This is a genomic window from Flammeovirga sp. OC4 (assembly GCF_000812565.1).
GTDB lineage: Bacteria > Bacteroidota > Bacteroidia > Cytophagales > Flammeovirgaceae > Flammeovirga.
The window spans coordinates 1-25,689 of sequence record NZ_JTAM01000072.1; the positions used below are offsets into that span (position 1 = coordinate 1).

The window sequence follows — 25,689 nt, forward strand, 5'->3', positions numbered from 1 at the left end:
CAGTCCAAACTAATGGGGTAACTATAAATCACTATGAATATTCTCTTGATTATTATCATTGAAGTTATTATTTCAATAGCTTTTTCTTTTGTTACCTTTTTATATAAACAAATCTTTTATGGCTACGATTACAAAGATTAGGATTGGAATTTTACTATTTACATTATCAATAATTATCTCTATAAAACTCATTGAAAACAACTTTTATAAGCCTCATAAAATAAATGATTGGAAACAACTAGAATGGTCCAATTTTCAAGGAATTCCTAGACCCTTCTCAACATTTACTGCTGGAATAGCTAGTGATATCAAACTTGTAGAAGATTCAACAAGTAAGCATAAATATTATGCAAAAGCATATCAAAATGAAACGCTATCTTGGGTAAATAAAAATGACATTACTCCTAATAACTCTACTCATCTTCTAAAGCACGAACAGTATCATTTTAATATAGCTGAGGTTTTAGCAAGAAAATTAAACCAAGCATTATCTACAGATACTTCTCTTTCCGAAAGTGATTTAATAGACTCATTAGTGAGATATAATATGCTACTAAATACAGAAAACAAAAAATATGATAAGGAAACAGATCATGGACTAATCATTAGTCAACAAAAATACTGGGAATATAAAATTGATTCAGTTTTATTCCGTCAAACTATCAGTATGCAAGAAGGATTGAAAGGACCTCTTTTTGAAGATTACGAGAGATTATCTGATGATGATTTCAAAAATTACAGGTATTATAAATACAATATGGGGTTTAAATTAGGTATTCAATATTTAGGAGAAGAAGACTGGGATATTGACGATAAAATTATAACTTTTTTATCATCTGATAATATTGAAATTCATTATTTAGATAGAGAAACTCAAGCTAATAACCAATTTGGAATACATTCAATATATGTAATGAAAGAACAACAAACTAAGTATAACTTTCATTCAATCAGAATAGATGATATTGTTTATTCTATTATAACTACATATCCTTACAGTTCTGATTCAACAGGGTATGAAAGAATATCAAAATCATTTTTAAGCAGTATTACAATTCATGATAAGCCATTAATAAATTAAACACCACCACAAATACCTCAGAAATATATTTATGATGGTGTTCATTTTTTTTGCTGACAAAACCTATAGGTTTTGCCTCTTAACTTTTTTTTTACTCGCATTGCTTGATTTGGATTCAATACCGTTATCAGTTAATATCTATGCCTTTTCAGAACCGAAAGTTATTAATATCGTTTTGTTACCCTCAAAATTTTTGTTGAATAAAAAGAAAGAACCTTTGCTCATAATAAAGCTTACAAGTGATCATGGAGTGATGTGATGATTAATATTTTGAAGGCACTTTTAGAGGGTATTGAAAAACTTGATGTAAATTAGTTGGTTAAATTTTATTCTGAATTTAGATAAATATTAATCATTATTTGATAGTAATGAGTTTAAATAAAAATATAATAAGATTTTATATAAACATTTGATGTAAAGTGCTTTATTTTTTAACATTGAAAATAAAATGTTTAATATTGGTAATGCTAAACGATTTTTACAGCTAACTATTTATACAAATGCTATTACCGCCAGAACTAATTAGGGTATTATTACCCAAGTACTATACTCAACTTAATAAAAAATCAAGTGTATTATATATTACAATTTTGATTTTTGTGATCTCAGTATTATGTTCATTACCTCTGATTAAGGTCCCGATCACAGTTCAATCACTCGGGTTGATACGCCCTACCTTAGAAAAGTTTGAGTTGAAGTCTCCTTTGACAGAAAAAGTTTCTAAGGTGTTTATCACTGATAATTCTGAAGTAGAGAAAGGTGAAATAATTTTAACTTTAGATACTACAGAACTCTCTCTCAAAAGAGCTTTTAGCATAAAGCATTTTGATATTCTTAATGACCAATATTTAGACTTATTGGATCTCTGTAAAGTTACTAAAAAGGTAAATGTGCTTTCTGAAGTGAAATTTTTAAGAACGAGAAACTACCTAAAGAAGTATGAAGAGTTTTATAATGACATTTTTTTACTTCAAGAAGAAATAGATCTTGCTCAAAAACAACTTCACCGGAAAACAGCATTATTCCAGTCAAAAGCAATTCCAGAGAAAGACGTTGAAGATGCTGAGATTGTTCTTAGAAGAGCACAGACTAGTTTGATCTTGAGGTGGAAGAGGGCACACTCTGAATGGGCTATTGAATTGGATGAACATAAAATAAAATTGGAAAACCTGAACGCCGAAATTCTACAGCTCAATAAACAAATTTCAAAGCATTATATACGGTCAACGGTTTCTGGGGTACTCCAAAATTTCAATGGTATCCATGAAGGAACTATCGTTTTTTCAAATCAAAGTATTGGTGAAATCACTCCAAAATCAGACCTCATTGCCGAATGTTATATTTCTCCTAAAGATATTGGCTGGTTAAAAGAAGAAATGAAAGCTATTATGCAGATTGACGCTTATAACTACAATGATTGGGGTACTTTGGAAGGACAGATTATGGAAGTGTATCATGACGTAGTAATGATAGATCAGCAACCTGTTTTTAAGGTGAAGTGCAAAATACAGCAAGACTACCTCACTTTATCAAATGGTTACAAAGGTTACCTTAAAAAAGGAATGACATTACAGGCTAGATTCGTTGTAACAAAAAGAAGTTTATTTGATCTGATTTATGATCAAACTGATGACTGGTTAAACCCTTCAAGAAATCAATTGCATAGTGTAGCTAAAAAGTAACTTGTACTTAAGAATTTCTCAAAAACGAACTACCGATTAAAATCAATTAAAAAATAAAATTTATGAAGTTGACTAAACTAAAAGTCAAGCAGCGTGATATCACTGATTGTGGAGCTGCTTGCCTCCTCTCTATTTCTAGATATTACGGAGCAGACTACTCCGTGGCTAAAATTCGACAACTTGCATCCACTGATCAAAAAGGAACAAATTTATTAGGACTAATTGAAGCCGCTAAAGCTTTAGGGTTTGACGCTAAGGGAGTGAGAGGTGATATCAAAGCATTACCAGAGGCAACGTGTCCTTCTATTGCTCATGTAGTATTAGAAAATGGTTTACATCACTTTCTTGTCATTATTCAAGTAACTTCCAGTAAGGTAGTAGTAATGGACCCAGGCGACGGGCAATATCATGATTACTCTTTAGATAGCTTCTCAAAATTGTGGTCAGGTGTATTAATATTAATAACTCCTTCTATTTCCTTTGAAAAGAAAAATGAAACGATTTCAATAAGTAGTAGATTTTATGAATTGCTAAGCACACATAAAAGTGTGTTATTTCAAGCTATAATAGGAGCTCTTGTCTTTACTATTTTAGGGCTGAGTACATCAATATATATTCAAAAAATTGTCGATTATGTTCTTGTAGATGGTAATCATAACCTACTTTGGCTATTGAGTATTTCTATGGTCGTTATCTTATTATTTCAAACTATAATAGGTGTTCTTAAAAGCCAACTTGTTTTAAGAACAGGGCAAATGATTGATGCACGTTTAATATTAGGTTACTATCAACACCTTATCAAATTACCACAACGTTTTTTCGATACGATGAGGGTGGGAGAGATAGTGTCTCGTATTAATGATGCTGTAAAAATTAGAGCTTTTATCAATGATAGTGCGATCTCATTAGTGATTAATGTGTGTGTGCTGATCTTTTCATTTTCAGCAATGTTTATCTATTCATGGAAACTTGCTTTGATTATGCTTTTAATACTTCCCATTTCAGGAGGAATCTATTGGTATGTGAACCATCGTAATAAAAAATACCAGAGGCAATTGATGGAAAGTAGTGCTGAGCTAGAAGCTCAATTAGTGGAGTCCATAGATGCAATCCGCACTATTAAGAGATTGGGAATTGAAGATTTTTCAAACTTAAAAACAGAAGTTAGATTTGTAGACACGCTTAAAAACGTATTTAGTATTTCTCAAACCAATATCTTTTCTGAGAATAGTACTCACTTTGTCACAATCATTTTTACAGTGATTGTATTGGGAGTTGGAGCCAATTTCGTCTTATTGAAAGAATTAACACCAGGAGAATTACTTTCGTTTAATGCATTACTAAATTATCTAACAGGTCCTGTCGCTGCTTTAATTGGTATGAATGGCCAATGGCAAAATGCAAAAATTGCAGCAGATCGTTTATTCGAATTATTGGATTTAGACCATGAAATGTCAAACACGAATGAAGAACAAATAGAATTAACACCACAAAACATTGGGTCTATTCAACTGACAGATGTATCATTTAGATATGGTTCAAGAGTTGACGTATTCAAAGGCCTCAATCTTCAAATAACGAAAGGGAGATTAACTGCTATTGTTGGGGAAAGTGGTTCAGGAAAATCGACTTTAGCTTCATTACTTCAAAAAATATATCTAATCCAGAAAGGACAGATTTTAATAGGAGATACTAATATTAATTATTTTTCAAAGCAATCTTTAAGAAAAGCCATAGGTGTAGTACCACAGCAGATAGAGCTATTTAAAGGGAATGTATTGGAAAATATAGCATTAGGTGAGTTAAAGCCTAATGTTGAACGAGTGATTGCCATCTGTAAAGAGCTCGGTATACTTTCATTTATAGAAAATTTACCGAATGGCTTTCAAACAGAGATTGGTGAAAAAGGAACCACTTTATCTGGTGGTCAACGTCAACGTTTGGCGATTGCACGTGCTTTATACAGAGAACCTGAAATATTGATTCTTGATGAACCAACCTCAGCCTTGGATAGTAAATCAGAACAATTTGTACAGGATGTTATCCAAAAATTGATGTTAAAAGGGAAGACCGTTATCATTATTGCACATCGTCTTTCTACAATACAAAATGCTGATAAAATAATAGTGCTAGATAAAGGACAACTGATTGAAGAAGGAAAGCATTTTGAGTTAATGGCACAAAATGGAAAATATCAAGAATTATGGGAATCTCAAACTCCTAAAGAACTAAATCAAATGCTATTATCATAAAATAATTTCACAACCAGTTATGCTACTACAAAAACAACTAGAACGAATTGAGAGGATTGATTATTTAATTCGAAAAAGAGGTACAGGAACTCCAATTGAGTTAGCTGAAAAACTAGAGATAACAGACCGAACACTTCGCACTTTATTAACTCAAATGAGGGAAATGGGTGCGGAAATCTATTACGATCATCACCGAATGAGTTATGTCTACAAAAAGCAGTATTGTTTCTTTTTTGGATTTATTCATGAAGATGCTGTTAAAACCATTAAACAGATTAGCTAATATGAAAAAGTTATTTTCAATGCTAATAATGAGTACTTTCTCTTTTTCATTATTAGGACAATCCTATCAGTCTTTGACTTTATCAAATGCCATAGCAAAGACACTTCAAAACAACTATGATATAAAAATTGATCAGCAAGAGGTTTCTGATGCAAAACAGAAAAATACTTGGGGGAATGCTGGAAAACTTCCTCAAATCAATTTATCTAATAATAATAGGGGGACAGTTCAAGTCAATCAACCTGCTTCTCCTTTCTCTTTGGAAGGGCAAAATGATAATATACAATTAGACGTTGGTATTGACCTTCAATGGACTCTATTCAACGGTCAAAGGGTAAGGTTTCGTAAGGAACAACTAGATAATGAAGAGCAGCTTGCTTTATTAAGACATCAATTGATCATGGAGAACAAAGTGGAAGAAGTAATTTTTCAATATTATAAGGTTTTATTAGAGCAAGAAAAACTAAATGTGCTAATAAAGATTCAGCAAAATGCTGAACATAGAATTCAAAGAATAGAGAAAGGTGTTCAACTTGGTGAAAACTCAAAGTTTGAATTAACGAGAGAAAAGACCACATATTTTACAGATTCTATAAATCTAGTAGATCAGAAGCTAAAGGTTGAAAGTGATCTCCAACAACTAAATTATATCTTGGGGGAAGAGGATATAAATACTCCTTATCAACTTACGGATAGTTTAGAAGTTCCTACTTTAGATTTATCAGCTTCTAGTGTTTTTGACAAGGTCAATACTCAAAACAATCAATTGGGGGTTATTAATACACAACTGAGGCAGCAACAAGTTAATGTACAATTAAGTAAGACCAATAAAATACCTACTGTTTCATTGGAATCGGCTTATCAAGGTAATCTCAATTGGTTGACAGCAGACTACCCTACCATTGAAGGGGAATTAATCACTCAAACGAATAAAGGACATTTGTATGGAGGTTTTATAGGAATCAATGTTACTGTACCTGTTTTTAATGGAGGTCAAAATGAGAGAAAGATACAATCTTCGAAAATCCAATTCCATAAAAAGCAATTAGAGCAGAAGAAGAAAAAGCTAGAGTTAAAAAAAGAGTTCCATCAGCTTTTCTCTAATTATCATTATAACCAAGAAAAAGTAAGAATTGGCTATCTCAGCCAAAAGTCAGCGGAAGAAAACCTTCAATTGTCACAAGAGCAATTGGATTTAGGGAGTATATCAGTTTTTGATTTTCGTCAAGTACAAAACAGCTATATGAATGCTTCTTTAAATTATTTCACTGCACAATATGAATTGATTTTATCACAAGTACGTTTATTAAAAATTTCTGGAGAAATATTAAAATAATTTTCTCGCGGAAGTATTTTTTCCGTGGTAGTCAATACTTTTACAATATCAAAATAAAGCTAGCTAACTATTTGATGATCTGCTTTTAAGGATGCCGAAAATTAAAAGTGGAACAATATTTTTAGAGTAGGTATAAACTGAAAACTAATTATTATGAAATTTCAGGAATTAGAACTTGATGAAGTTCGTGAGGTTAATGGTGGTATGGTACTTGGGTCATCAGCTGCTTGGGGCAGATTTTGGACAGCTATGGGATTTGGAACAGCTGCAGGAGCTGCATTTTACATTAAAAGATACGCATAATAATGAAAGAATTAGAATTAAATGAACTCCAAGAAATTGATGGAGGTATTCTCATTTGGGTAGCTGGTTTCGTAGTTGGTTCCTTTGTTGGGTATGCAGGAATGGCATTATTAGATTATGTCGTTAGTTAATAAATTTATTTTTATTCATCACAGATTTACGTGTTAATCGTAAATTTGTGATGTCTTTATGTTAATTATATATTAAATGGAAAGTCTAAGAAAAAACTTAAAGGAATTATTAATTTATATATTTGGATTTGTAGTAGGAGGATTTATAGGTTATTATCTATTAGATTTTATCTTCAATTTTCTATAGGAGCATAACACTCAACTTTTTATTAATTTACTTGTAATGCATATTTCAACAATAAAAATGCGCATTCGAAAAATAAAACATTCAGAGGTTCATGCCTTCATTAATGAAAGATTTAATAGAAAAAGCAAGCTACTAAAGAGCTATTCATTTGTAGAAAAAATCCAAATATTATTACTCCTTTTAATTATTTTGAAGGTTTTAGTTAGCTGCTACTTTCAAAGTTATTTACCTTTATTTTTATTTGGTTCATCTATTTTCTTCTCATTTTCTATTCTTATTTTTCTGCATGAAGTAATACATTATTTTGGGTACCTAATAGTTGGGAAACGAGATGTATATTTTGGGAAAGTAAAAAAAGAAAAGATCTTTTATGTCACTACTCGGACAAGCAAACTGAATGGATATGAATATATATTTATTTTAATGTTACCTTTTATTCTAATTAGTTTAGTATGTATATTCTTTGCAATAAAATATCACAATATCGAATTATACTTTTTTACTATTCCTGTATTAGTTTGTAATTATTCTTTTTCAAAGGGAGACTTTACCTTTTCAGATTATCTCATACAAATTGGAATCTCAACATCAAGATTATGGAATAATGATAATACAATATTCATTGGAAATTCCACCTCAGAATTAAAGACAGAAAAAGCTACTAAATAAAACAAAGTTAAATGAAAGACTACTACAACTTTATTTTTCTTCTTTTTTATATTTGAAAGGAGAAGTCTTGCTTTAAATAAATTTCTTATAGATAGCTATGTAGGAATATCAAAGTAGTTTGAAATAGTATTGTCGTTTTCATCATATTCAAATTCATACTTATAAAAAATGATTAAAGGGCTTAAATATTCTCAAATTGATTCATTAGAAAAACAATACTTACCATTAACAATAGTTTATATAGTAATTGCTATATTTTGTTTGAATGCTATTACAAATGGTATAAGTTATATTCTTCAGGGAGATTTATCAGAAAATGTAATGAGAGGAGATATGACTTTAACTCAAAAGGTTTTAGGCATGACACTTATCCCAGTCATTGAAGAGTTTATTTTTAGATATTGTTTAAGTTTTAAAAGGTCTAATATTATATTGTCCTTGGCGTTATTTATCTCTTATTTAATAGTAATTATAGGAAGTAGTAATTTCGAAATTAATTTATTGATAAAATTACTTTTATTAGTTTCACTCTCCATTCTTTTGTTTATCCTATTTGATAAACTAATTCCTTTAGATGTGACTTTTAATAAGGAATATATTTTTAAAGCATCTCTGATAATATTTGCATTTATGCATTTAAATAACCTTTCTGATAATCAACTTCGCTTTACGTTCATTCCATATATTATAAGTTATCTTTCATCAATTTTTATGCTTGGTTATCTTTTGTCCTTTATTAGAATAAAATATAGTATGAAATATAGTATTCTATCTCACATGATAATAAATTTCATAGGAATATCTATGATATAATCGGCAACGGTATGTGTTTTTTAGAGAAACACCGCCAAAAATACCTTTTCAAGCATTGATGATGGTGCCTTTATATTCAATCACTAATGTGTGTTCATGAATAACAGAATAAACCAATGTTATTCATCGTATTTTTCTTTAAACTTCTTATACAACATGCTGTGTTTGTTGTTTAAGTCAAGTTGTCTTCCATCGATAAATGCATGGATGATTTTACTTGTTCTCATGTCCAATACATCACCTTGACTGACAATAAAAGTGGCCGACTTACCTACTTGAAGACTTCCGTATTGATCATCAATGCCAAGAATTTGGGCAGTATTGGAAGTAATCATTTTCAATGCATCTTCCTTGTCTACACCATAAGCGACTACAGTTCCTGCGTAGAAAGGTAAGTTTCTGGAATTGGATGGACTAGAATGTGTAAGTCCTACAGTCAAGCCCGCATCTTGTAGCATTTTTGCTCTTTTGTAGGGTAAATCAACATCATCTTGTTCACGGACTGGTAAGCGATGTACGTCAGTCATGAGGATAGAAATGTTGTTTGATTTTAAGAAATCGGTTACAAGCCAAGCGTCAGCGCCTCCTACAATGACTACTTTTTTGATATTATACTTCTGAACTAACTGTATAGCTTCTACAATACTTTTAGCTTCATCTACATGGATGAATAATTGTTCTTCACCTGAGAAAAGTCCTCTCATTGCTTCCAATGGAAAATCAGGAACGGCAGTAGGTTTGCCTTGACTGTATGCTTCCGCATCCATTAAAGTTTTCTCAATCAAAGCCACTTGCTGATGATAACTTTTCGATATAATTAATCCTTTTTCAGGGCTTGTCCATGAGTGACTGTAGTATTTGCTAGGCCAGTGTAGATGCTGACCATCATTTTCTTTAATGAGAGCATCTTCCCAGTTCCAAGCATCTAATTGAACAATGGAAGATCGACCCGAAAAAATACCACCTTTGGGCATTACTTGCTCCACTAAGACCCCATTACTTCTTACGGTTGGAATAACATGAGAGTCGGTGTTGAAAGCAATGACAGAACGTACTTCTGGGTTAATTTTCCCTGTTTCATAATTGTCGTTGGAAGCACTTACTGCTTCAATTTCAACCAAGCCTAATTCTGACGTAGGTAGTACAAAACCAGGGTATACCTTTTGGCCTGAAATATCAATTACTTCATAGCTGTCGTCAGAGAAGTTGTTACCAATGAATGTGATTTTTCCTTCATTAAATGCAATGACAGCATTTGGAAAAACGTTTCCATTTCCATCATGAATTTCGCCCCCTTTTAGAATAATTCCTTTGTTTTGGGCTTTGGCAGGAGATGGGACCTGTGCAGATGCAGTAATAGTTAATAATAAACCGCAAATGACAGAGAATATATAATATGTTTTTTTCATGTTAAATGACTTTTTGACTCAAAGATTAGTGACGTTAAAGTGGAACGTCGAAAATGATAGACCATAGCGTCTATTTCTAATCTAAATGCAGGTGATCACAATGCATATGGTGATTTATTTTTGGAGCTACGTCTTTTGCCTTTGCACCATTTTTAATGGCTTCTTGCATTTTAGCTACTAAACGTGCACGTTCAACTGTCATTTCTTTTCTCAGTTGCTCATCTTTTTCTAAAGAGAAATAAACCGTGCCATCAACCATAGTATAAGCAGGTTTTGCATAAATAGAGAGCGGGTGATCTGTCCAAAGTACTACATCAGCAGATTTTCCAACTTTAATTGACCCGACCTGATCATCAATTCGAAGTAATTTGGCAGGATTCAGCGTTACCATTTTTAGAGCTTCTTCCTCTGACATATTAGCGTATTTTACACTCTTGGCAGCTTCTTGATTTAGTCTTCGTCCCATTTCTGAATCATCAGAATTGATGGCAACGGTAACACCTTGGTCAGCCATTAATGCAGCGTTTTGAGGAATAGCTTCATACACTTCAAACTTATAAGCCCACCAATCAGAGAAAGTAGACGCACCTGCTCCGTGTTTTTTCATTTTGTCAGCCACTTTATACCCTTCTAAAATATGAGTGAAGGTATTTACTCTGAAGTCAAAACTTTCTGCTACTTTCATCAACATGTTGATTTCTGACTGAACATAGGAGTGACATGAGATAAAGCGTTCATCATTTAAGATTTGAGCTAACGCTTCTAACTGAAGATCTTTTCTTGGTTTAGGACCTTGACCCGCGTATTCCTTCTGAGCTTTGTCATAAGCTTTAGCTCTAGCAAAACCATCGTTATAAACGGCTTCAACTCCCATTCTTGTTTGTGGAAAACGATGAGACATTGGCCAGCTAGAACGTTTCACATTTTCACCTAAAGCAAATTTGATAAACGGTTTTGCATTGGGGAATAGCAATTCCTCTGGGTTAGTATGTCCCCACTTCATCTTGATGATAGCAGATTGACCACCAATTGGGTTCGCAGAACCATGTAATAACTGAGCAGAAGTAACGCCACCGGCTAATTGACGGTAGATATCAACATCATTTGGATTCACAACATCTTCCATTCTCACCATTGATGACATGACTGCAACGTCATTTACACTAAATAATGCAATATGTGAGTGCTCGTCAATAATTCCAGCAGTAAGGTGTTTGCCTTTTCCGTCTATTACTCTAGTCTTTTTATTTGCCTTTAAACCTTGACCAATTTTGATGATCTTTCCTTCTTTAATCAAGACATCCGTATTTTCTAATACACCATCGTTTTCGTTCGTCCAAACGGTAGTATTTGTAATTAAAATGTCTTCTTGTTGAGCAATTTTTGTGCTACCGTAAGCACTAAAAGGGTAGATGACCTCACCTAATTCATTGGCACTTTCAGCTTTTTCTTTCTTTGTAGTTTCGGCTTTATCGTTTGTCGATACTGCTTTTACGGCAGTCCAACTTATCCATTCACCTTTGGTATCTTTTCCTTCTCCACTAAAATTACCATTCTTATCTGTCCATCCCGAAAGACGAATTGTTCGAGCATTTTTAGTTGTGTCACTTGCAAATGAAAGTGTAATCATCCCTTGATGAAATGTGGCTTTGGATTCCAGTTTTGTGGAATCATCGATAGAAACCTCCCATTTCGGGGTAGAAGGATTTTCTCCAGAGGCTTTGAGTGTGAAGGTATCATTATTGACTTTCAATGCATAATTGCCAAGTAGGTCATCATTAGACCATTTTTCAATAATGTACTGATGGCCTCTAACCCAATTTTCTAAAACCTTTCCATCCTTAGAAAAAATATTATCTGAAGTGATAATAAAGTTGGCAATTTTACCTGGTTCTAATGTACCTAATCGAGAAGAAGCATTCATGTAGGCCGCAGGAGTTACAGTCAATGCTTCAAGTGCTTTTTCTTCTGAAAGACCTCTTTCTACGGCTAAGCGTAGATTCTTTAAAAATGCGGCTTTTGAAGGAAGTTTTGAGGCAGTAATGGCAAATGAGAATCCTTCTTTTTCTAACATTGCTAAGTTAGACGGAGCCAATTCCCAGTGTTTCATTTCTGAGAAAGGAGCATTCATTGCATCAATAGGGTCTGCAACATTAAGTGCTTGAGGATAACTGATAGGTACAATTAGAGAGGGTTGAAATTGTTTTAAAGTGACCAAGTCTTGGTACTCATCACCGTTACCAACATAGATATAACGCTTGTTGAATTCCTTTGCTACTTTGGCTGCTCTTTCTAAGTCAAAAATATCTTTGGTATCAAAAAATTGAGGGTAAGACTGCGTAGCATTAAATGCTTCTAACGTTAAGTCTGTAAACTTCTCCTTTCCACCTTCAGCATACCATTGTGCATCATAATAGGTTTGTCGGAGTAATGCCACATAGCCCATTGTAGATACAGGGTACATTTGAGCAGAAGACCCTTTATCAAAGGCATAATGAGCTCCCACTTGGTTTTCAAGAATAATTGTATTTGCTCTTCCTTTACCAAATGTCACTAAAGCAGAAGTACCTCTCGCAACACCATCGGGTAAGTAAGTTAAAGCACTTCCAAAGCCAATTTTTCGCATTGCTTCAGCTTGTTTTGAGTCACTTTTAAATAACTCAGCAGCATTATTATTCGCTCTTATGGCGTCATTGGCATTGTATGCTTTAGGGTTTTGAGGACCTATATTTTCAGGTTTGCTCCACGACCAAAAACTTCCTTTTTTTACACTTGGCATACCGTAGTGAGAGTTCGCGTCAATAAAAGAAGCATAGATATGTTTTCCTTCAGCATTAATCTCAGCGGCCCCTTTGGGTACAGAAGTACTTTTGTTGACACTGATAATTTTGCCTTCTTTGATGACCAAGGTAGCATTTTCTAATTTTTCGGAAGGAGAGATGTGAACAGTAGCATTAGTAATAGCATAATAATTACTTCTGTCGTCACGTACACCATTGATCGTAAATGTTTCTTGAGCATAAGTATTGAAACAAGAATAGATCAAGAATAGGACAACACCTATTGTGTTGAGTTTAATCATATTGAAGTTATATTTAATTGAATTGGAGGTTGTGTTATATTGAACTACTAACTTAATCAGTATTGAAAACAAAGCAAAACAAGATCATTATTTAATTGGTTATATTGATATTAAAATAACTATTCATGAAAATACTTATAACAGGAGGTTCAGGACTTGTAGGTAAGGAACTCTCTAAAAAATTAATCAGAGGTGGGCACAAAGTAAGTTGGCTCTCTCGAAAAGAAGATTTATCTAAATCTATTCCTCGTTACAAATGGGATTTAACTCAAAAAACAATAGATAAAAAAGCATTTGAAGGAGTAGATGTTGTGGTTCATTTAGCAGGTAAAAATGTTGGAGAGGGAAGGTGGACATCTAAAGCAAAAGAGGAAATCCTAAATAGTAGGGTGGTAGCCACTACATTATTAATGGAAACTATTAATGCCTTAGAGCACCCTCCTAAAGCGGTAATATGTGCATCTGCGATTGGTTATTATGGAGATAGAGCTGATGAGTTAGTAGATGAAAAAGCAAATGCAGGAACAGATTTTCTAGCGGATGTTGTAAGAAAGTGGGAAGAGACAATGGATATTTTATCTGTAAGCAGATTGGTGAAACTAAGGTTAGGAGTTGTTTTATCAAATCAAGGAGGTGCACTTTCAAAGATGATTCAACCCATTAAAATGGGAGTTGGAGCAGCTTTAGGAAGTGGTGATCAATGGATGTCATGGATTAGTCTGGAAGACATTGTACGTTTAATTATTTTTTCAATTGAAAACGATCAAATGGAAGGAACTTACAATGCGGTTACATCAACCCCTCTGACCAATAAGGAAATGACCAAAAGAGTAGCCAAGTTTTACCATCGTCCTTTAATATTACCAAACGTTCCTGTTTTTGTACTTAAATTATTATTGGGAGAAAGTGTAGCTTTAGTTTTGAATAGTACAAAAGTGAAATCATTGGATAAAAACTTGAATTTTGACTTTAAAAATGAAGAAATTGAAACAGTATTAGTTTAAACTTTTCTTTTGAGACATTTTATACTATTCTAATAAAAGAGGTGATAACATTAAGATTACTACCTCTTTTTTTTGTGATTTTTAGACATTTACACTGCTTAGTGTTATTATCGTTTATAACGAAATCGTACTTATGCTAGTTTTACTAAAATTATAGGCACTGATGCTAAAAATTGAAACCCAAATACTTTAACAACAATCAGTGCCTATAGCATGAAGTACTATCCAATCTCATTATCATGTTTATATCTAAATTAAAACCAATAGTTCTGGGCTATATCATGTATAATTGGTCCCATTCTGCCGACGAAGAAAAGCGCTTGTTTAATGTTATAAGTAGTATTTGTTTACGGATTAAAAAGCGGTAAAATTTACATTCTTATGTAAGTATTCATTGTTATGAGAATAAATAATTTGTATTAAATCAATGTAGTGTTGTATTTCAATAAGTATTGATGTTAATGTTTATCTAGCTGTTAATGAATTGATTAAATTTATGTAAGTCGAAGATGATCGTCATTTTTGGCCAATATATTAAGTCTAACATTAAATGATACACTGCCTTGAAGCAACAGTTTTTCTACTTCTTCTTTGACTCCTCTTAATTCATGAGTTATAGGTCATATGAAGTAAACAAAAATCCAAAAATGAACGAAGTGGAGTTCTTATTGAAGCTTATGTTTAGATACTAAGACAAATCTGATCGAGTATTTAAATTAAATATGAAAATGCACTCAGAATATATCAACAATCATTCGCTCCTGTTTCTGAAGTAGGCTGAAATTATCCGTTCAAAAGCTTGTCGTGGTACTTTCCTCTCAATCTTGAAGTAGAAAGACAAGCATGATTGGGGTTAAATCTTTTCTTTTCAATCCTTTTCGCGTTAGATATCTATCTCTTAATCGTGGTAGTGCTGCTTAATAATGCATTACCTTGGATTAAAATAATAACCTAAAATACCCCGTTTTCATTTGTTCAAGTTAATTAGTTAAATACTATTTCATCTTACTCCACTCAAAGCTCAATTATTTCTTCTAAATTTTTATGAAAAAAATACTTTTACTCTTAGTAGCTGTTACAATTAGTTTTGTAGGAGCATACGGTCAAGAGCGTACCGTGACGGGTACTGTTTCTGACGGAGGAGAACCTTTACCAGGTGTAACAGTAGTGGTAAAAGGAACCTCAAAAGGTACCATCACTAACCTTGATGGTGAATTCACCCTTGATGTTGGTAATGACGATGTCTTAATCTTTAGTTTTATCGGCTACTCTTCACAAGAAATAGCAGTTGGTACTCAATCAGTAATTGATGTACCTATGGAAGTAGATGCTGAAGAATTAGATGAAGTTGTAGTCACTGCAATGGGGCAAACACAAGATAAAAAATCACTTGGTTATGCCGTACAGGAAGTTGCAACAGAAGATCTGCAAAGAACAGGTAACCCTGGGTTAGCTGGATCAATGCAAGGTAAAATCTCAGGTGTGGATATTAAACCATCTTCAGGTATGCCTGGAGCTTCGACTCAAATTAACATCAGAGGAGCAAGATCTTTTACAGGTAATAACGCCCCATTATATGTAATTGATGGTATGCCTATCAGTTCAAATCCCGATTTCAGTACAGGTAGCTCCGTGACAGGTAGTGATATCTCAAATAGAGCGGTTGATATTGACCCTAACGATATTGAAAGCATCAACATTTTGAAAGGACAAGCAGCAGCGGCACTTTATGGTATTAGAGCATCGAATGGTGTAATCATTATCAAAACCAAAAGTGGTAAAGGCAACAAAATGGGTAAGCCAGTGGTGAGAATTAATAACTTTACCAGCTGGGAGACTGTTTCTCGTAAACCAGAATACCAAACAGCTTACTCACAAGGTACTGGTGGCAACTACGTTTCGAATAGTTCTCAAGCTTGGGGTATTCCAATGTCTGAACTACCTGACGATCCTAATGTAGGTGGTAATAATCAAGGGCAACCTGGGAAATATTTTGTAGCACAGAGAGAAGCTGCCGGTTTGGATCCTTGGGTAGAACCTAATACCTATGATAATTTTGGAGATTATTTCCGCACCGGTTCTACAGTCAATACATCAATTAGCGTAAGCCAGTCTACAGAAAATGCGAACTACAGTATTGGCTTGGGTAATACAACTCAAAATGGTGTAGCACCATCTACGGGTATGAATAGATGGAATGCAAAAGGTAAGTTTGATGCGACAGTCAACAACTACTTCTCAGTAGGGGTTTCGGCCAATTATGTGAATACAGACATTGATAAATTATCAGCAGGTAACGATGCGGCACTAGCGGGTGTTTATGCAGCACCAACTTCTTATGATTTGAAAGGTATTCCATTTGCAAACCCTGACAACCCTTACCAACAAATTTATTACCGTTCTCAGACGTTTGATAACCCATACTGGGCTGCTAATAACAATGTATTTAATGATAGAACAGACCGTTTCTTTGGTAATGCTTACGTACAGTATGAAACAGATATTACAGAAGATTTAGATATCAGAGTAAAATACCAATTGGGTGTGGATACTTATACTACGCATTTCCAAGATATATTTGAATATGGTCATAGAGGTGCTGAAGGTAAAATTACCAATAGAGGTGTTACCAATAATATTTTGAATTCATTGACCACAGTGAATTTGAATTGGAAAATCAATACAGATAATAACTTGACGGCCATCATTGGTAATGAAGTCAATGACACAAGAAAAAAGACGTACACTCAAGATGGTCAGCAGTTCAACTTCGGTGGATGGAGACATATTGAAAACACTAAAGTGATCACTGCACAAGAAGAACAAAGAAGAACACGTACGGTAGGTTTCTTTGCAAGTGTTTCTTACTCTTACAAGAGTCTACTTTATCTGACAGCTACAGGGCGTACAGATTATGTTTCTACAATGCCTAGAAACAACAGAAACTTCTTCTATCCTTCTATATCAGGTAGTTTGGTGTTAAGTGAAATGGACTTTATGGATAATGCCGATAAAGTATCATTATTAAAACTGAGAGCATCATGGGCACAAGTAGGACAAGCAGGTGAGTATTTTGAAAACTTTTATTCTTTGCCAACTTATGGTGGTGGATGGTTTGGTTCAGGTCCATTCCCGATCAGTTATCCTTTAGCGATCAATGGAGCAAACGTCAATTCTTATACTCAGAATGCTAAATTATTTGATCCTAATCTGAAACCACAAAATACAGCCTCTTATGAACTGGGTGCTGATTTAGGTTTCTTCAATGATAGAATTACCCTTTCATATACTTATTCGAGGCAAAATGTAACGGATCAGATTTTTGCAGTACCACTTACAGCTTCTACTGGTTTTGAAGAGTTAGAGACCAACGGTGGTAAAATTACAACCAATGCACATGAGGTTACTTTAAATGTGATCCCTGTACAAACGCAAGATTGGACTTGGTCGGTGAATGTCAATTATTCAAGAATCATCAGTAAGGTAGATGAGTTAGCTGACGGTGTAGAAAGTATCTTCTTAGGTGGTTTTACAACACCACAAGTGAGAGCAGCGGCAGGGTACGCCTTTCCTGTAATTTATGGTAGTAGTTTCCAAAGAGGACCAAATGGGGGAATCTTAGTCAATGAAGATCCAAATTCTGCTGATTATGGTTTGCCAATGGCAGGACCTGCAAAAATTATCGGTGATGTAACTCCAGATTTTATTCTTGGTTTTGGTACAAACTTGAATTACAAAACATGGTCATTGGGTGCTACTTTTGAATGGAAACAAGGAGGTCAAATGTATTCTGGTTCAAATGGTCTGATCAATCTTTACGGTGTAAGTGAAGTCACTGCCGATAGAACGAATCCATTTATCTATCCAGGTGAAAAAGCAGATGGTTCACCAAATGACATTCAAAGAGGTGGCGAGTCTGACACTGGTGCTTACCAAAGAAGATGGGATAATGTGGAAGGTAATATTGATGAGGCTTACATCTATGATAACTCATTTGTGAAACTAAGAGAACTTTCGTTAGGCTATAAGTTCCCTAATAAAATCATCAAAGGCACAACAAGTATTGGTTTGTCTGTATTTGCTAGAAATATTTTACTATGGACAGAATTACCAAACTTTGATCCTGAATCATCTCAAGGTAATAACAATATGGGTGGATCTTTTGAAAGATTCTCTATGCCAAATACAAACAGTTTTGGTTTCGGTGTTGATATCACTTTCTAATCTAAAATCTTAACAAGAAAAATGGAAAAATTTAAATATATAAAATTGCTCCTGATTGGGGTAATGATCTCCTTAGCATCTTGTTCAGAAGATGTGTTGGATGAAATAAATAGAAATCCCAATAACCCTCTCGATACGCCTTCGCAGTTTGTAATAACTGATGCAATGAACGCCTCTCTAGTAAGAGTAGCCAATGGTGACTATGCTTTTTATGCTTCTCTTTTTATCGAGCATCAAGTAGGTGTTTTTAATCAATTCCATCAAGCAGAAATTAGATTGGACGCATCTTTGACTCAAGCTACTACTTATAACTCCGCTTGGGTAGGGTCTTATCAAGCGATGAGAAACTTGAAAGATGTAATTACTAAATGTTCAGAAGGAGGTGCAGAGGTAGGCAATAATCACACACTTGGTGTGGCTCAGATATTAATGGCTTACAACCTATCTGTTGTGACAGATATGTGTGGAGATATACCTTGGTCACAAGCTCTTGATCCTGTTAATTACCTAAGACCAGAATTGGACAAGCAAGAAGCAATTTATACGGATATCTTTTCATTATTGGATGAAGGTATTGCGAACCTTGAGAAGGACAATGATGGTAATTATGATGCAATAGGAGTTCATGATATGATTTATGGTAGCCTTAGACCTACTTCCTCAAATGGAAATGATCAAGTTTCATGGAGACAGGCTTGGGTAAAACTAGCTTGGGGATTAAAAGCACGATTTACGATGCGTTTATCTCATAAAACACCTAATTATGCTGATGTCCTTGCTCATGCTGCCAAATCGTTCACATCTGCAGACGAAGAAGCAAAGTCTACCTATAATGGTTCAACATCTTATAACCCTTATTATCTAATGTATACTCAAAGGGATTATTATGGATCTAGTCAAAGTATGCGTAATAATATGGATGATAATGACCCTAGAATTGCTAATTACTTTATTCCTTATCCGAAAAGTGACCCTGCAGATGAACAACTTGAATTTGCTCCGAATGGCGATATTGATCAAATACAAGGTGTATATGGTATATCGAGCTATTTCAATAATAGAACAGAGAATACTTTTATCATGAGTTATCATGAGTTGCTGTTCTTGATTGCTGAAGCAACCGCTAGAAATAATGGAAGTGCTGCTGAGATCCAAACAGCTACAGTTGCAGCAGTGAGAGCAGCTTTAGCTTCAGCAAGTATTGCTCAAGCAGACATTGATAACTATATCACATATATTGAGGGAAATAAAACTTTTGATGTAGATTATGTGATGAAAGAGAAGTACATTTCTCAGTATATCTCAGAATCATTGGAAGCCTATAATGATTACAGAAGATTGAAAGCAATGAATGGTGGTACTGTTCCGGCGTATGTTACTTTCTTAAACCCTCAGCCAGCAAAGTTTCCTTTAAGAATGACTTACGGTGCTGATGATGTAAATAATAATCAAAATGTAAGAGATGCCCTGGGTGATGGCCAGTATGTTTATACAGAAAATGTATGGTGGGCTGGCGGTAGTCGCTAATCTTAAACAGTAGAATAAAAACAATAAAAATAAGTCTAACAGATGTTTTCTGTTGGGCTTATTTTTTTGTCATTTTCTATTTCCCCCCCTCTCTTCTAATATTTAGATAATCGAGGAGGCTAATAGTTTATTGTATGACAAGTAAATCATAAAATGGTATTTCAGATTAAAAAGGTAGTGAAATAATACTTGTACAGGTTAAAATATTTCCTTTTGCGTAATTCGCTAAATATAACATAGAGTAAATAGTGTTGTAGCCATATAATATAGTATCTATTAAACAATGTTATGAGATTATATAAATAATACGTTATTGAAAGCTTTTTTTATTTTTAAATAATTGAATTTTAGAGTTTTGTGTAAAGTTGTTTTCGGTATTTAAAACCATTAACTAAAAATATTAAAAATCGAAGAGTTAAAAATTAGATATTGCAATACAAACAAAGGTTAAATTTTTAAATATTATCCTTTTTTAAGACTAAACCGAAGGGTTATTTAAAAATCAATCAAAACTTAGTATTAAACGTTTTTTAGACTTCCATTTCAATTATTAATCTGTTTAAAACGCATACTACTAACCTTAAGCTTAATTTAATTAATTTATGAACAAACGACTTCTATCATTGATAGTACTTACGTTGATGACAATTGTAAGTACTTTTGCACAGGACCGTACCGTTTCAGGTGTGGTTACTGAAGGAGGTGAACCACTTCCTGGTGTTACAGTATTATTAAAAGGCACGACAAAAGGTACTATCACAGACCTAGATGGTAAGTACCAAATCACCATCGGAGATGATGCAACCTTGGTTTTTAGTTTTGTAGGTTATACAACACAACAAATTACGGTTGGCCAAAGATCAACTCTTGATATTGCATTAGAGCAAGACTCAGAGCAATTAGAGGAAGTAACCGTAATGGGTTATGCTAAAAAGGATATGGCATCCAATACTCCTGAAATTGAAAATGTAACAGATATCGTAACTCCTAACGTTGCGAACTCTTTACAAGGTAAAGCAGCTGGTGTAAACATCAACGCTTCTTCAGGACAGCCAGGAGCGAAAGCAAATATTGTTATTCGTGGTGTTGGTTCAGTAAATGCTTCTTCTGATCCTTTATATGTAATTGACGGTGTAATTCAGACATCATCTGATATTATTGAAGCCAACCAACAAGGTAAAAGAGACCCATTGGCAAATATCAACCCTGAGGATATTCAAGATATTAAGATCTTGAAAGATGCCGCAGCAACTGCTCTTTATGGTGCTCGTGCAGCTAATGGCGTTATCTTAGTAACAACAAAAGGTGGTCAAGCAGGAAAAACACAAATCACATTCAGTACAAAACAAGGTGTTTCTTCTTTGTACGAAGGAAATTCTAAAAAAATGAATGCGGATCAATTTGTTAGTGCTAGATCTCAAGCTCTTGCTTTCCAAAACGGTACTACACCGGAAAGTGAATTAGGTAATGTTGCAGGTGTTCAAATGGTAGATGGTGTTCCTGTATATACAAATACAAATTGGGTAGATCATGCTTACCGTCAAGGAAGTACTTCTTCTTATGAAGTATCAATGAAAGGTGGTGACGAAAAGACAAGATTCTTAGTTTCTGGTGGTTATTTTAACCAAGAAGGTATCTTAGTAGGATCTGACTTTACTCGTTATTCAACTCGTTTTAATGTAGATCATAAATTCAACGATAGATTAGATGTTCAATTTATTGGTAATGCTTCATACATTGATCAATTAGATGCATCAGATGGTAACTTATTCTCATCACCTCTTTTGGGTGAGTACATGAATATTCCTACAGTAAATCCTTACAATGAGGATGGTACTCCAAAAAGTATTTTAGCTAACAACCCAGTTGCAGCAAACTTTGTTCATGATGTTAACTTGAACTCTCGTAGAACAAAGTCAACTACAGGTCAATTGATTGGTAAATTGAATTACCGTATGACTGATTGGTTGACTTTCCGTCAAACTAATGCAGTGAATGTAGAAGACGTGAAGTTTGGTAATTATAATTCAGCTTTATCTTATGATGGCAGATCTTCATCAGGTTCTAAGTCAAATAGCTGGGCTGTAAGTACTACCTTGACAAATACATCAATCTTTTCTTTTGATAAGACTTTTAATGGTGTTCATAATGTAAGTGCTATTGGTGGTTTTGAATACCAGTCTAACAAAGTGACAGGAATCAACGCTTATGGTCAAGGAATGCCTGAATTACTTCACAACTTAGACAATGCTGCAAATCCAGTATCAATGGGTGGTTACGAAACGGAGTATCGTTTTATGTCATTTATTGGTCAAGCATCATACAACTATGATGGTAAGTATTATGCAACTGCATCGTACCGTCGTGATGGTTCTTCAAAATTCGCAAGAGACAACAGATGGGGTAACTTCTATTCTGCTTCAGCTTCTTGGTATATTTCAAGAGAAGATTTCTTAAGTGGAAATGAAACTGTAACAGATGCAAAGATCAGATCATCTTATGGTGTTACAGGTAATGCAGAGATTGATAACTTCGAAGCAAGAGGATTATATGCATACTCTAGCTACAACAATGCTTCAGCTGCTTACTTCACTCAGTTATCTAACCCTGATTTAACTTGGGAAAAAAGAAAGAAATTCAACATCGGTGCTGATGTAACTTTCCTTGATAGATTCACTTTGAATGTTGACTACTATATCGAAAATTCAGAAGACTTATTATTGAACCAACAGTTGTCAGGTACTTCAGGCTTTATGTCTGCTCGTCGTAACATTGGTGCTATGAAAAACTCTGGATGGGAATTCCAATTGAATACTCAAAACTTAAAAGGTGAGTTTACTTGGAATACAAACTTCAACATCTCATTAAACAAAAACGAAATTACTCGTTTAGACAACGGACAAGATATTCAAATCAACGGTCAGCAAATTGCAAGAGAGGGTTCAGCAATGAGAACATTCTTCTTAAGAGAGTGGGCTGGAGCAGATCCTTCATCAGGTGCTCCTGCTTGGTATGCTAATGATGGTGAAGATCACACAGGTAAAGCTGGTTACTTCATGAGAGATGGTCGTTGGGCAACTACTACTTATGGTAAAGCAGAAAGAGTAGAAATGGGTAATCCTTATCCAAAAGCAGTGGGTGGTATTACGAATACATTTGCTTACAAAGGATTTGACTTCTCATTCTTCTTTACTTATTCTCTTGGTGGTAAAATTTATAACTCTACTCGTAGATTTATTGATTCTGATGCAGTGTACCCTTATAATATGTTAGAATCTGCTTACACAGCTGATAGATGGCAACAAGAAGGTGATATGGCTGATAACCCAAGATGGGGTGTTGGTGGAGGACAACAGCACTCTTCACGTTTCTTAGAAGATGGTAGTTACTTAGCTTTAAGAAACATCACTTTAGGTTATACTTTACCTAAGCATATTGTAAAGAAAGCAAAATTGAGCAACGTGAGAGTTTATGCTTCAGCTCAAAACTTATGGATCTTATCAGATTACAAAGGATTCACTCCTACAACTGTTGATCCAACAGGTATCAACTTCTTTGAATACCCAGAAGGAAAAGTATTCACTGGAGGTTTAACAGTATCATTCTAATCTAGTTTAGAATTGATCGTTTAAATGAAATTTTTCAGATACTTTTAGTTAAGAAAATAAGATGAAATTATATAAAATATTAGTAGGAGCAGCATTAGTAGGTGCAATGACGTCTTGTTCATTAGATGTTGAACCTCAACAACATGTAGACGTTGATAATATTGAGGCAGTTTCGCCTCAGGATTTAATTGGAGGTCTATTCAATAGAATGCAGGCTTTAGGGTATTATGGTCGTAACTTCAACCTATACGGTGATATCGGTACAGATTTAATCTCAGCTACTCCATATGATGGTGGTCGTTTTCAAGATCATTATAATTTGAGAAAGAACTTTACCACAATTGGTTCAGATACAGGGAGTGAGACTAATAAAAACACTTTCGATGCGATCTATGAAGTGATTTATAATGCAAACTTGATCCTTCAATCGACTGTTTTGGACAAGGAAGATCCGGCGGTACAAAATGCTATGGGTCAGGCTTATTTTGTAAGAGCGTTTGCTTATGTAGATTTATTGAAAGCTTATGGCAATGTGCCGCTAATTACAGTTGCACCTGTAACAGTAGAAGAAGCAATTGCATTAAAGCCAGAAAAAGCAGAAAGAGCTGCAATTTTTACTCAAGTATATGCTGATATTGACGAAGCAATAAATTATATCACAAATACTTCTACAAAAATTAACGCTTCAGTTGATGCCGCAAAAGCATTGAAAGTACGTGCTTTATTATTTGAAATTGAATCAGACGAAAGTAAAAGAGAAGTTAATGCTGACATGATCATTAGCTTGGCTGATGAGTTAGGAAGTACTTATGCTCTTACGCCAATCGATAAGTTATTTGATTACTATCAAGGAGAAGGTGGAGAAGAAACTATCTTCGAATTAAAATTCGCTTCTAATCAAGGTAGAGGCTCAAATAACTATGGTAATATCTACGGACATAGAAATGCAGGTATGTACGGATCTTACCAAGTGTCACCAAAATTATTTAACCTAGAACATGACTCTGAAGTAATTTTAGGTGGTGTATCTGCTGATGCTAGATTTGAAACCTCAAAAGAGTTCGGTAAATCACTGATTTATCAAGAAGATTTTGATTTAAGATACGATACAATTAGTACTGACCCTATCGTGGTTGATACTGTTCGTTCGCAGCACCACTATATCATGAAATATTACAGTCATGATAACACGATTGGCCTTCATACTCCTAAGTTATTACGTTTTGCAGAAGTATTGCTTACAAAAGCTGAAGCTTATTTAATTAAGAACGACCCAGCAAAAGCGGCAGAAGCAATCAATATGTTGAGAGAAAATCGTATTGTTGGTTATACAGATGTAGCCACTGTAACTTTCCAAGATGTTTGGGATGAAAGAGCAAAAGAGTTTGCTTTTGAAGGTCAAAGAATGTGGGATTTAAGAAGAACAAAACAAAAAGTAACAGTCTCTAATCGTTTAGGTCAAGTGATTGCAACTGAAGATCCTACAATTATTGGAGGAGAGAAAGGTATAGGGCAACAAACTTGGTTCCCTATCCCAGAACGTGAGATGTTAGCTAACCCTAATATTGGTGAAAACAACTGGGGATACTAAAATATTGACAAATTATTTGAACACTGTATTCTAGTGTTCAAATACTTTTGTATTAGGATTTAATAAAAAATTAAGCCCAATGGAAAACAATTCCATTGGGCTTTTTGTTTGTTAGTGATATTACATTAAATACCTCTAAGGACTGTGAATTTTTAAGTTTATTTCAACTTGTCAAAAATTCAAGGCCTTACGACTATGTCTAATTTGACAAAACAATAATGGTAGTTATTAATTTTTGATTAAAACTATCATTTTTTTTAACTAAAAAAATACTTGTTTATATAAATTGTATTTTTTTTATAAAAAAATTAAATAATAGTAATATTGATAGGATTTTTTTTAAGATAAAATGAGATGTCATTCTTTATAAATGAAAATAAAAGTTAAAAAAATGCTAATTTTTCTTTACATTTTAAGAAACTTTCTACTACATTTGAGATGCTAACGAGTAAAAATCTTTAGCCAAATAGAATTTTACATTATCTATGAACTACTAATTTTAACAGA

Annotated in this window: 16 protein-coding genes; 14 read left to right on the plus strand and 2 right to left on the minus strand. The window is 33.9% G+C overall.

Going from position 1 to position 25,689, the window contains the following annotated elements; all coding sequences use genetic code 11:
• Positions 1–118: 118 nt before the first annotated feature.
• The 9 genes from PL77_RS24710 to PL77_RS24745 all read left to right on the plus strand — a co-directional run bounded on the left by PL77_RS24710 (position 119) and on the right by PL77_RS24745 (position 8,737).
• On the plus strand, positions 119–1,081 hold the full coding sequence (locus PL77_RS24710) for a hypothetical protein (protein WP_044211402.1): 963 nt from the start codon (positions 119–121) through the stop codon (positions 1,079–1,081).
• 599 nt (positions 1,082–1,680) lie between these two features.
• The gene (locus PL77_RS24720; RefSeq protein WP_172665945.1) at positions 1,681–2,763 is read left to right on the plus strand and encodes an HlyD family secretion protein; all 1,083 of its coding nucleotides are present in this window, start codon (positions 1,681–1,683) and stop codon (positions 2,761–2,763) included.
• A 62-nt stretch (positions 2,764–2,825) separates the two neighbouring features.
• Positions 2,826–5,015, plus strand: coding sequence for a peptidase domain-containing ABC transporter (locus tag PL77_RS24725; RefSeq protein WP_044211407.1), 2,190 nt, complete (start codon positions 2,826–2,828; stop codon positions 5,013–5,015).
• Between the two features lie 19 nt (positions 5,016–5,034).
• The gene (locus PL77_RS31895) at positions 5,035–5,298 is read left to right on the plus strand and encodes an HTH domain-containing protein (protein WP_044211408.1); all 264 of its coding nucleotides are present in this window, start codon (positions 5,035–5,037) and stop codon (positions 5,296–5,298) included.
• Position 5,299: 1 nt separating this feature from the next.
• Positions 5,300–6,634: a TolC family protein gene (locus PL77_RS24735; protein ID WP_172665946.1), complete on the plus strand. Its 1,335-nt coding sequence runs from the start codon at positions 5,300–5,302 to the stop codon at positions 6,632–6,634.
• A 153-nt stretch (positions 6,635–6,787) separates the two neighbouring features.
• On the plus strand, positions 6,788–6,937 hold the full coding sequence (locus PL77_RS31900) for a hypothetical protein (RefSeq protein ID WP_156152528.1): 150 nt from the start codon (positions 6,788–6,790) through the stop codon (positions 6,935–6,937).
• A 2-nt stretch (positions 6,938–6,939) separates the two neighbouring features.
• Positions 6,940–7,068 (plus strand): class IIb bacteriocin, lactobin A/cerein 7B family, encoded by a 129-nt coding sequence (locus PL77_RS31905; RefSeq protein WP_156152529.1) that lies wholly within the window; start codon positions 6,940–6,942, stop codon positions 7,066–7,068.
• Between the two features lie 244 nt (positions 7,069–7,312).
• Entirely contained in the window at positions 7,313–7,924 is a 612-nt protein-coding gene (locus PL77_RS32575; RefSeq protein ID WP_371199261.1) for a DUF3267 domain-containing protein, read from the plus strand.
• Positions 7,925–8,092: 168 nt separating this feature from the next.
• On the plus strand, positions 8,093–8,737 hold the full coding sequence (locus PL77_RS24745; RefSeq protein ID WP_044211415.1) for a hypothetical protein: 645 nt from the start codon (positions 8,093–8,095) through the stop codon (positions 8,735–8,737).
• A 119-nt stretch (positions 8,738–8,856) separates the two neighbouring features.
• Here the strand turns inward: PL77_RS24745 and PL77_RS24750 are convergent, their stop codons facing one another.
• Together PL77_RS24750 and PL77_RS24755 are read right to left on the minus strand one after the other, a co-directional pair.
• Positions 8,857–10,146 (minus strand): amidohydrolase family protein, encoded by a 1,290-nt coding sequence (locus PL77_RS24750; RefSeq protein WP_044211417.1) that lies wholly within the window; start codon positions 10,144–10,146, stop codon positions 8,857–8,859.
• A gap of 76 nt (positions 10,147–10,222) precedes the next feature.
• The gene (locus PL77_RS24755; RefSeq protein ID WP_044211419.1) at positions 10,223–13,228 is read right to left on the minus strand and encodes an amidohydrolase family protein; all 3,006 of its coding nucleotides are present in this window, start codon (positions 13,226–13,228) and stop codon (positions 10,223–10,225) included.
• Positions 13,229–13,353: 125 nt separating this feature from the next.
• Between PL77_RS24755 and PL77_RS24760 the strand changes: the two genes are divergently transcribed.
• From PL77_RS24760 to PL77_RS24780, 5 genes are all read left to right on the plus strand, one after another.
• Positions 13,354–14,232: a TIGR01777 family oxidoreductase gene (locus PL77_RS24760; RefSeq protein ID WP_044211422.1), complete on the plus strand. Its 879-nt coding sequence runs from the start codon at positions 13,354–13,356 to the stop codon at positions 14,230–14,232.
• A gap of 1,044 nt (positions 14,233–15,276) precedes the next feature.
• Positions 15,277–18,456 (plus strand): SusC/RagA family TonB-linked outer membrane protein, encoded by a 3,180-nt coding sequence (locus tag PL77_RS24765; protein WP_044211423.1) that lies wholly within the window; start codon positions 15,277–15,279, stop codon positions 18,454–18,456.
• Positions 18,457–18,477: 21 nt separating this feature from the next.
• Complete coding sequence (locus PL77_RS24770; RefSeq protein ID WP_044211425.1) at positions 18,478–19,983, plus strand: SusD/RagB family nutrient-binding outer membrane lipoprotein; 1,506 nt, start codon at positions 18,478–18,480, stop codon at positions 19,981–19,983.
• 602 nt (positions 19,984–20,585) lie between these two features.
• The gene (locus tag PL77_RS24775) at positions 20,586–23,591 is read left to right on the plus strand and encodes a TonB-dependent receptor (RefSeq protein ID WP_082026719.1); all 3,006 of its coding nucleotides are present in this window, start codon (positions 20,586–20,588) and stop codon (positions 23,589–23,591) included.
• Positions 23,592–23,652: 61 nt separating this feature from the next.
• On the plus strand, positions 23,653–25,182 hold the full coding sequence (locus PL77_RS24780) for a RagB/SusD family nutrient uptake outer membrane protein (RefSeq protein WP_044211429.1): 1,530 nt from the start codon (positions 23,653–23,655) through the stop codon (positions 25,180–25,182).
• The last annotated feature ends 507 nt before the right edge of the window (positions 25,183–25,689 follow it).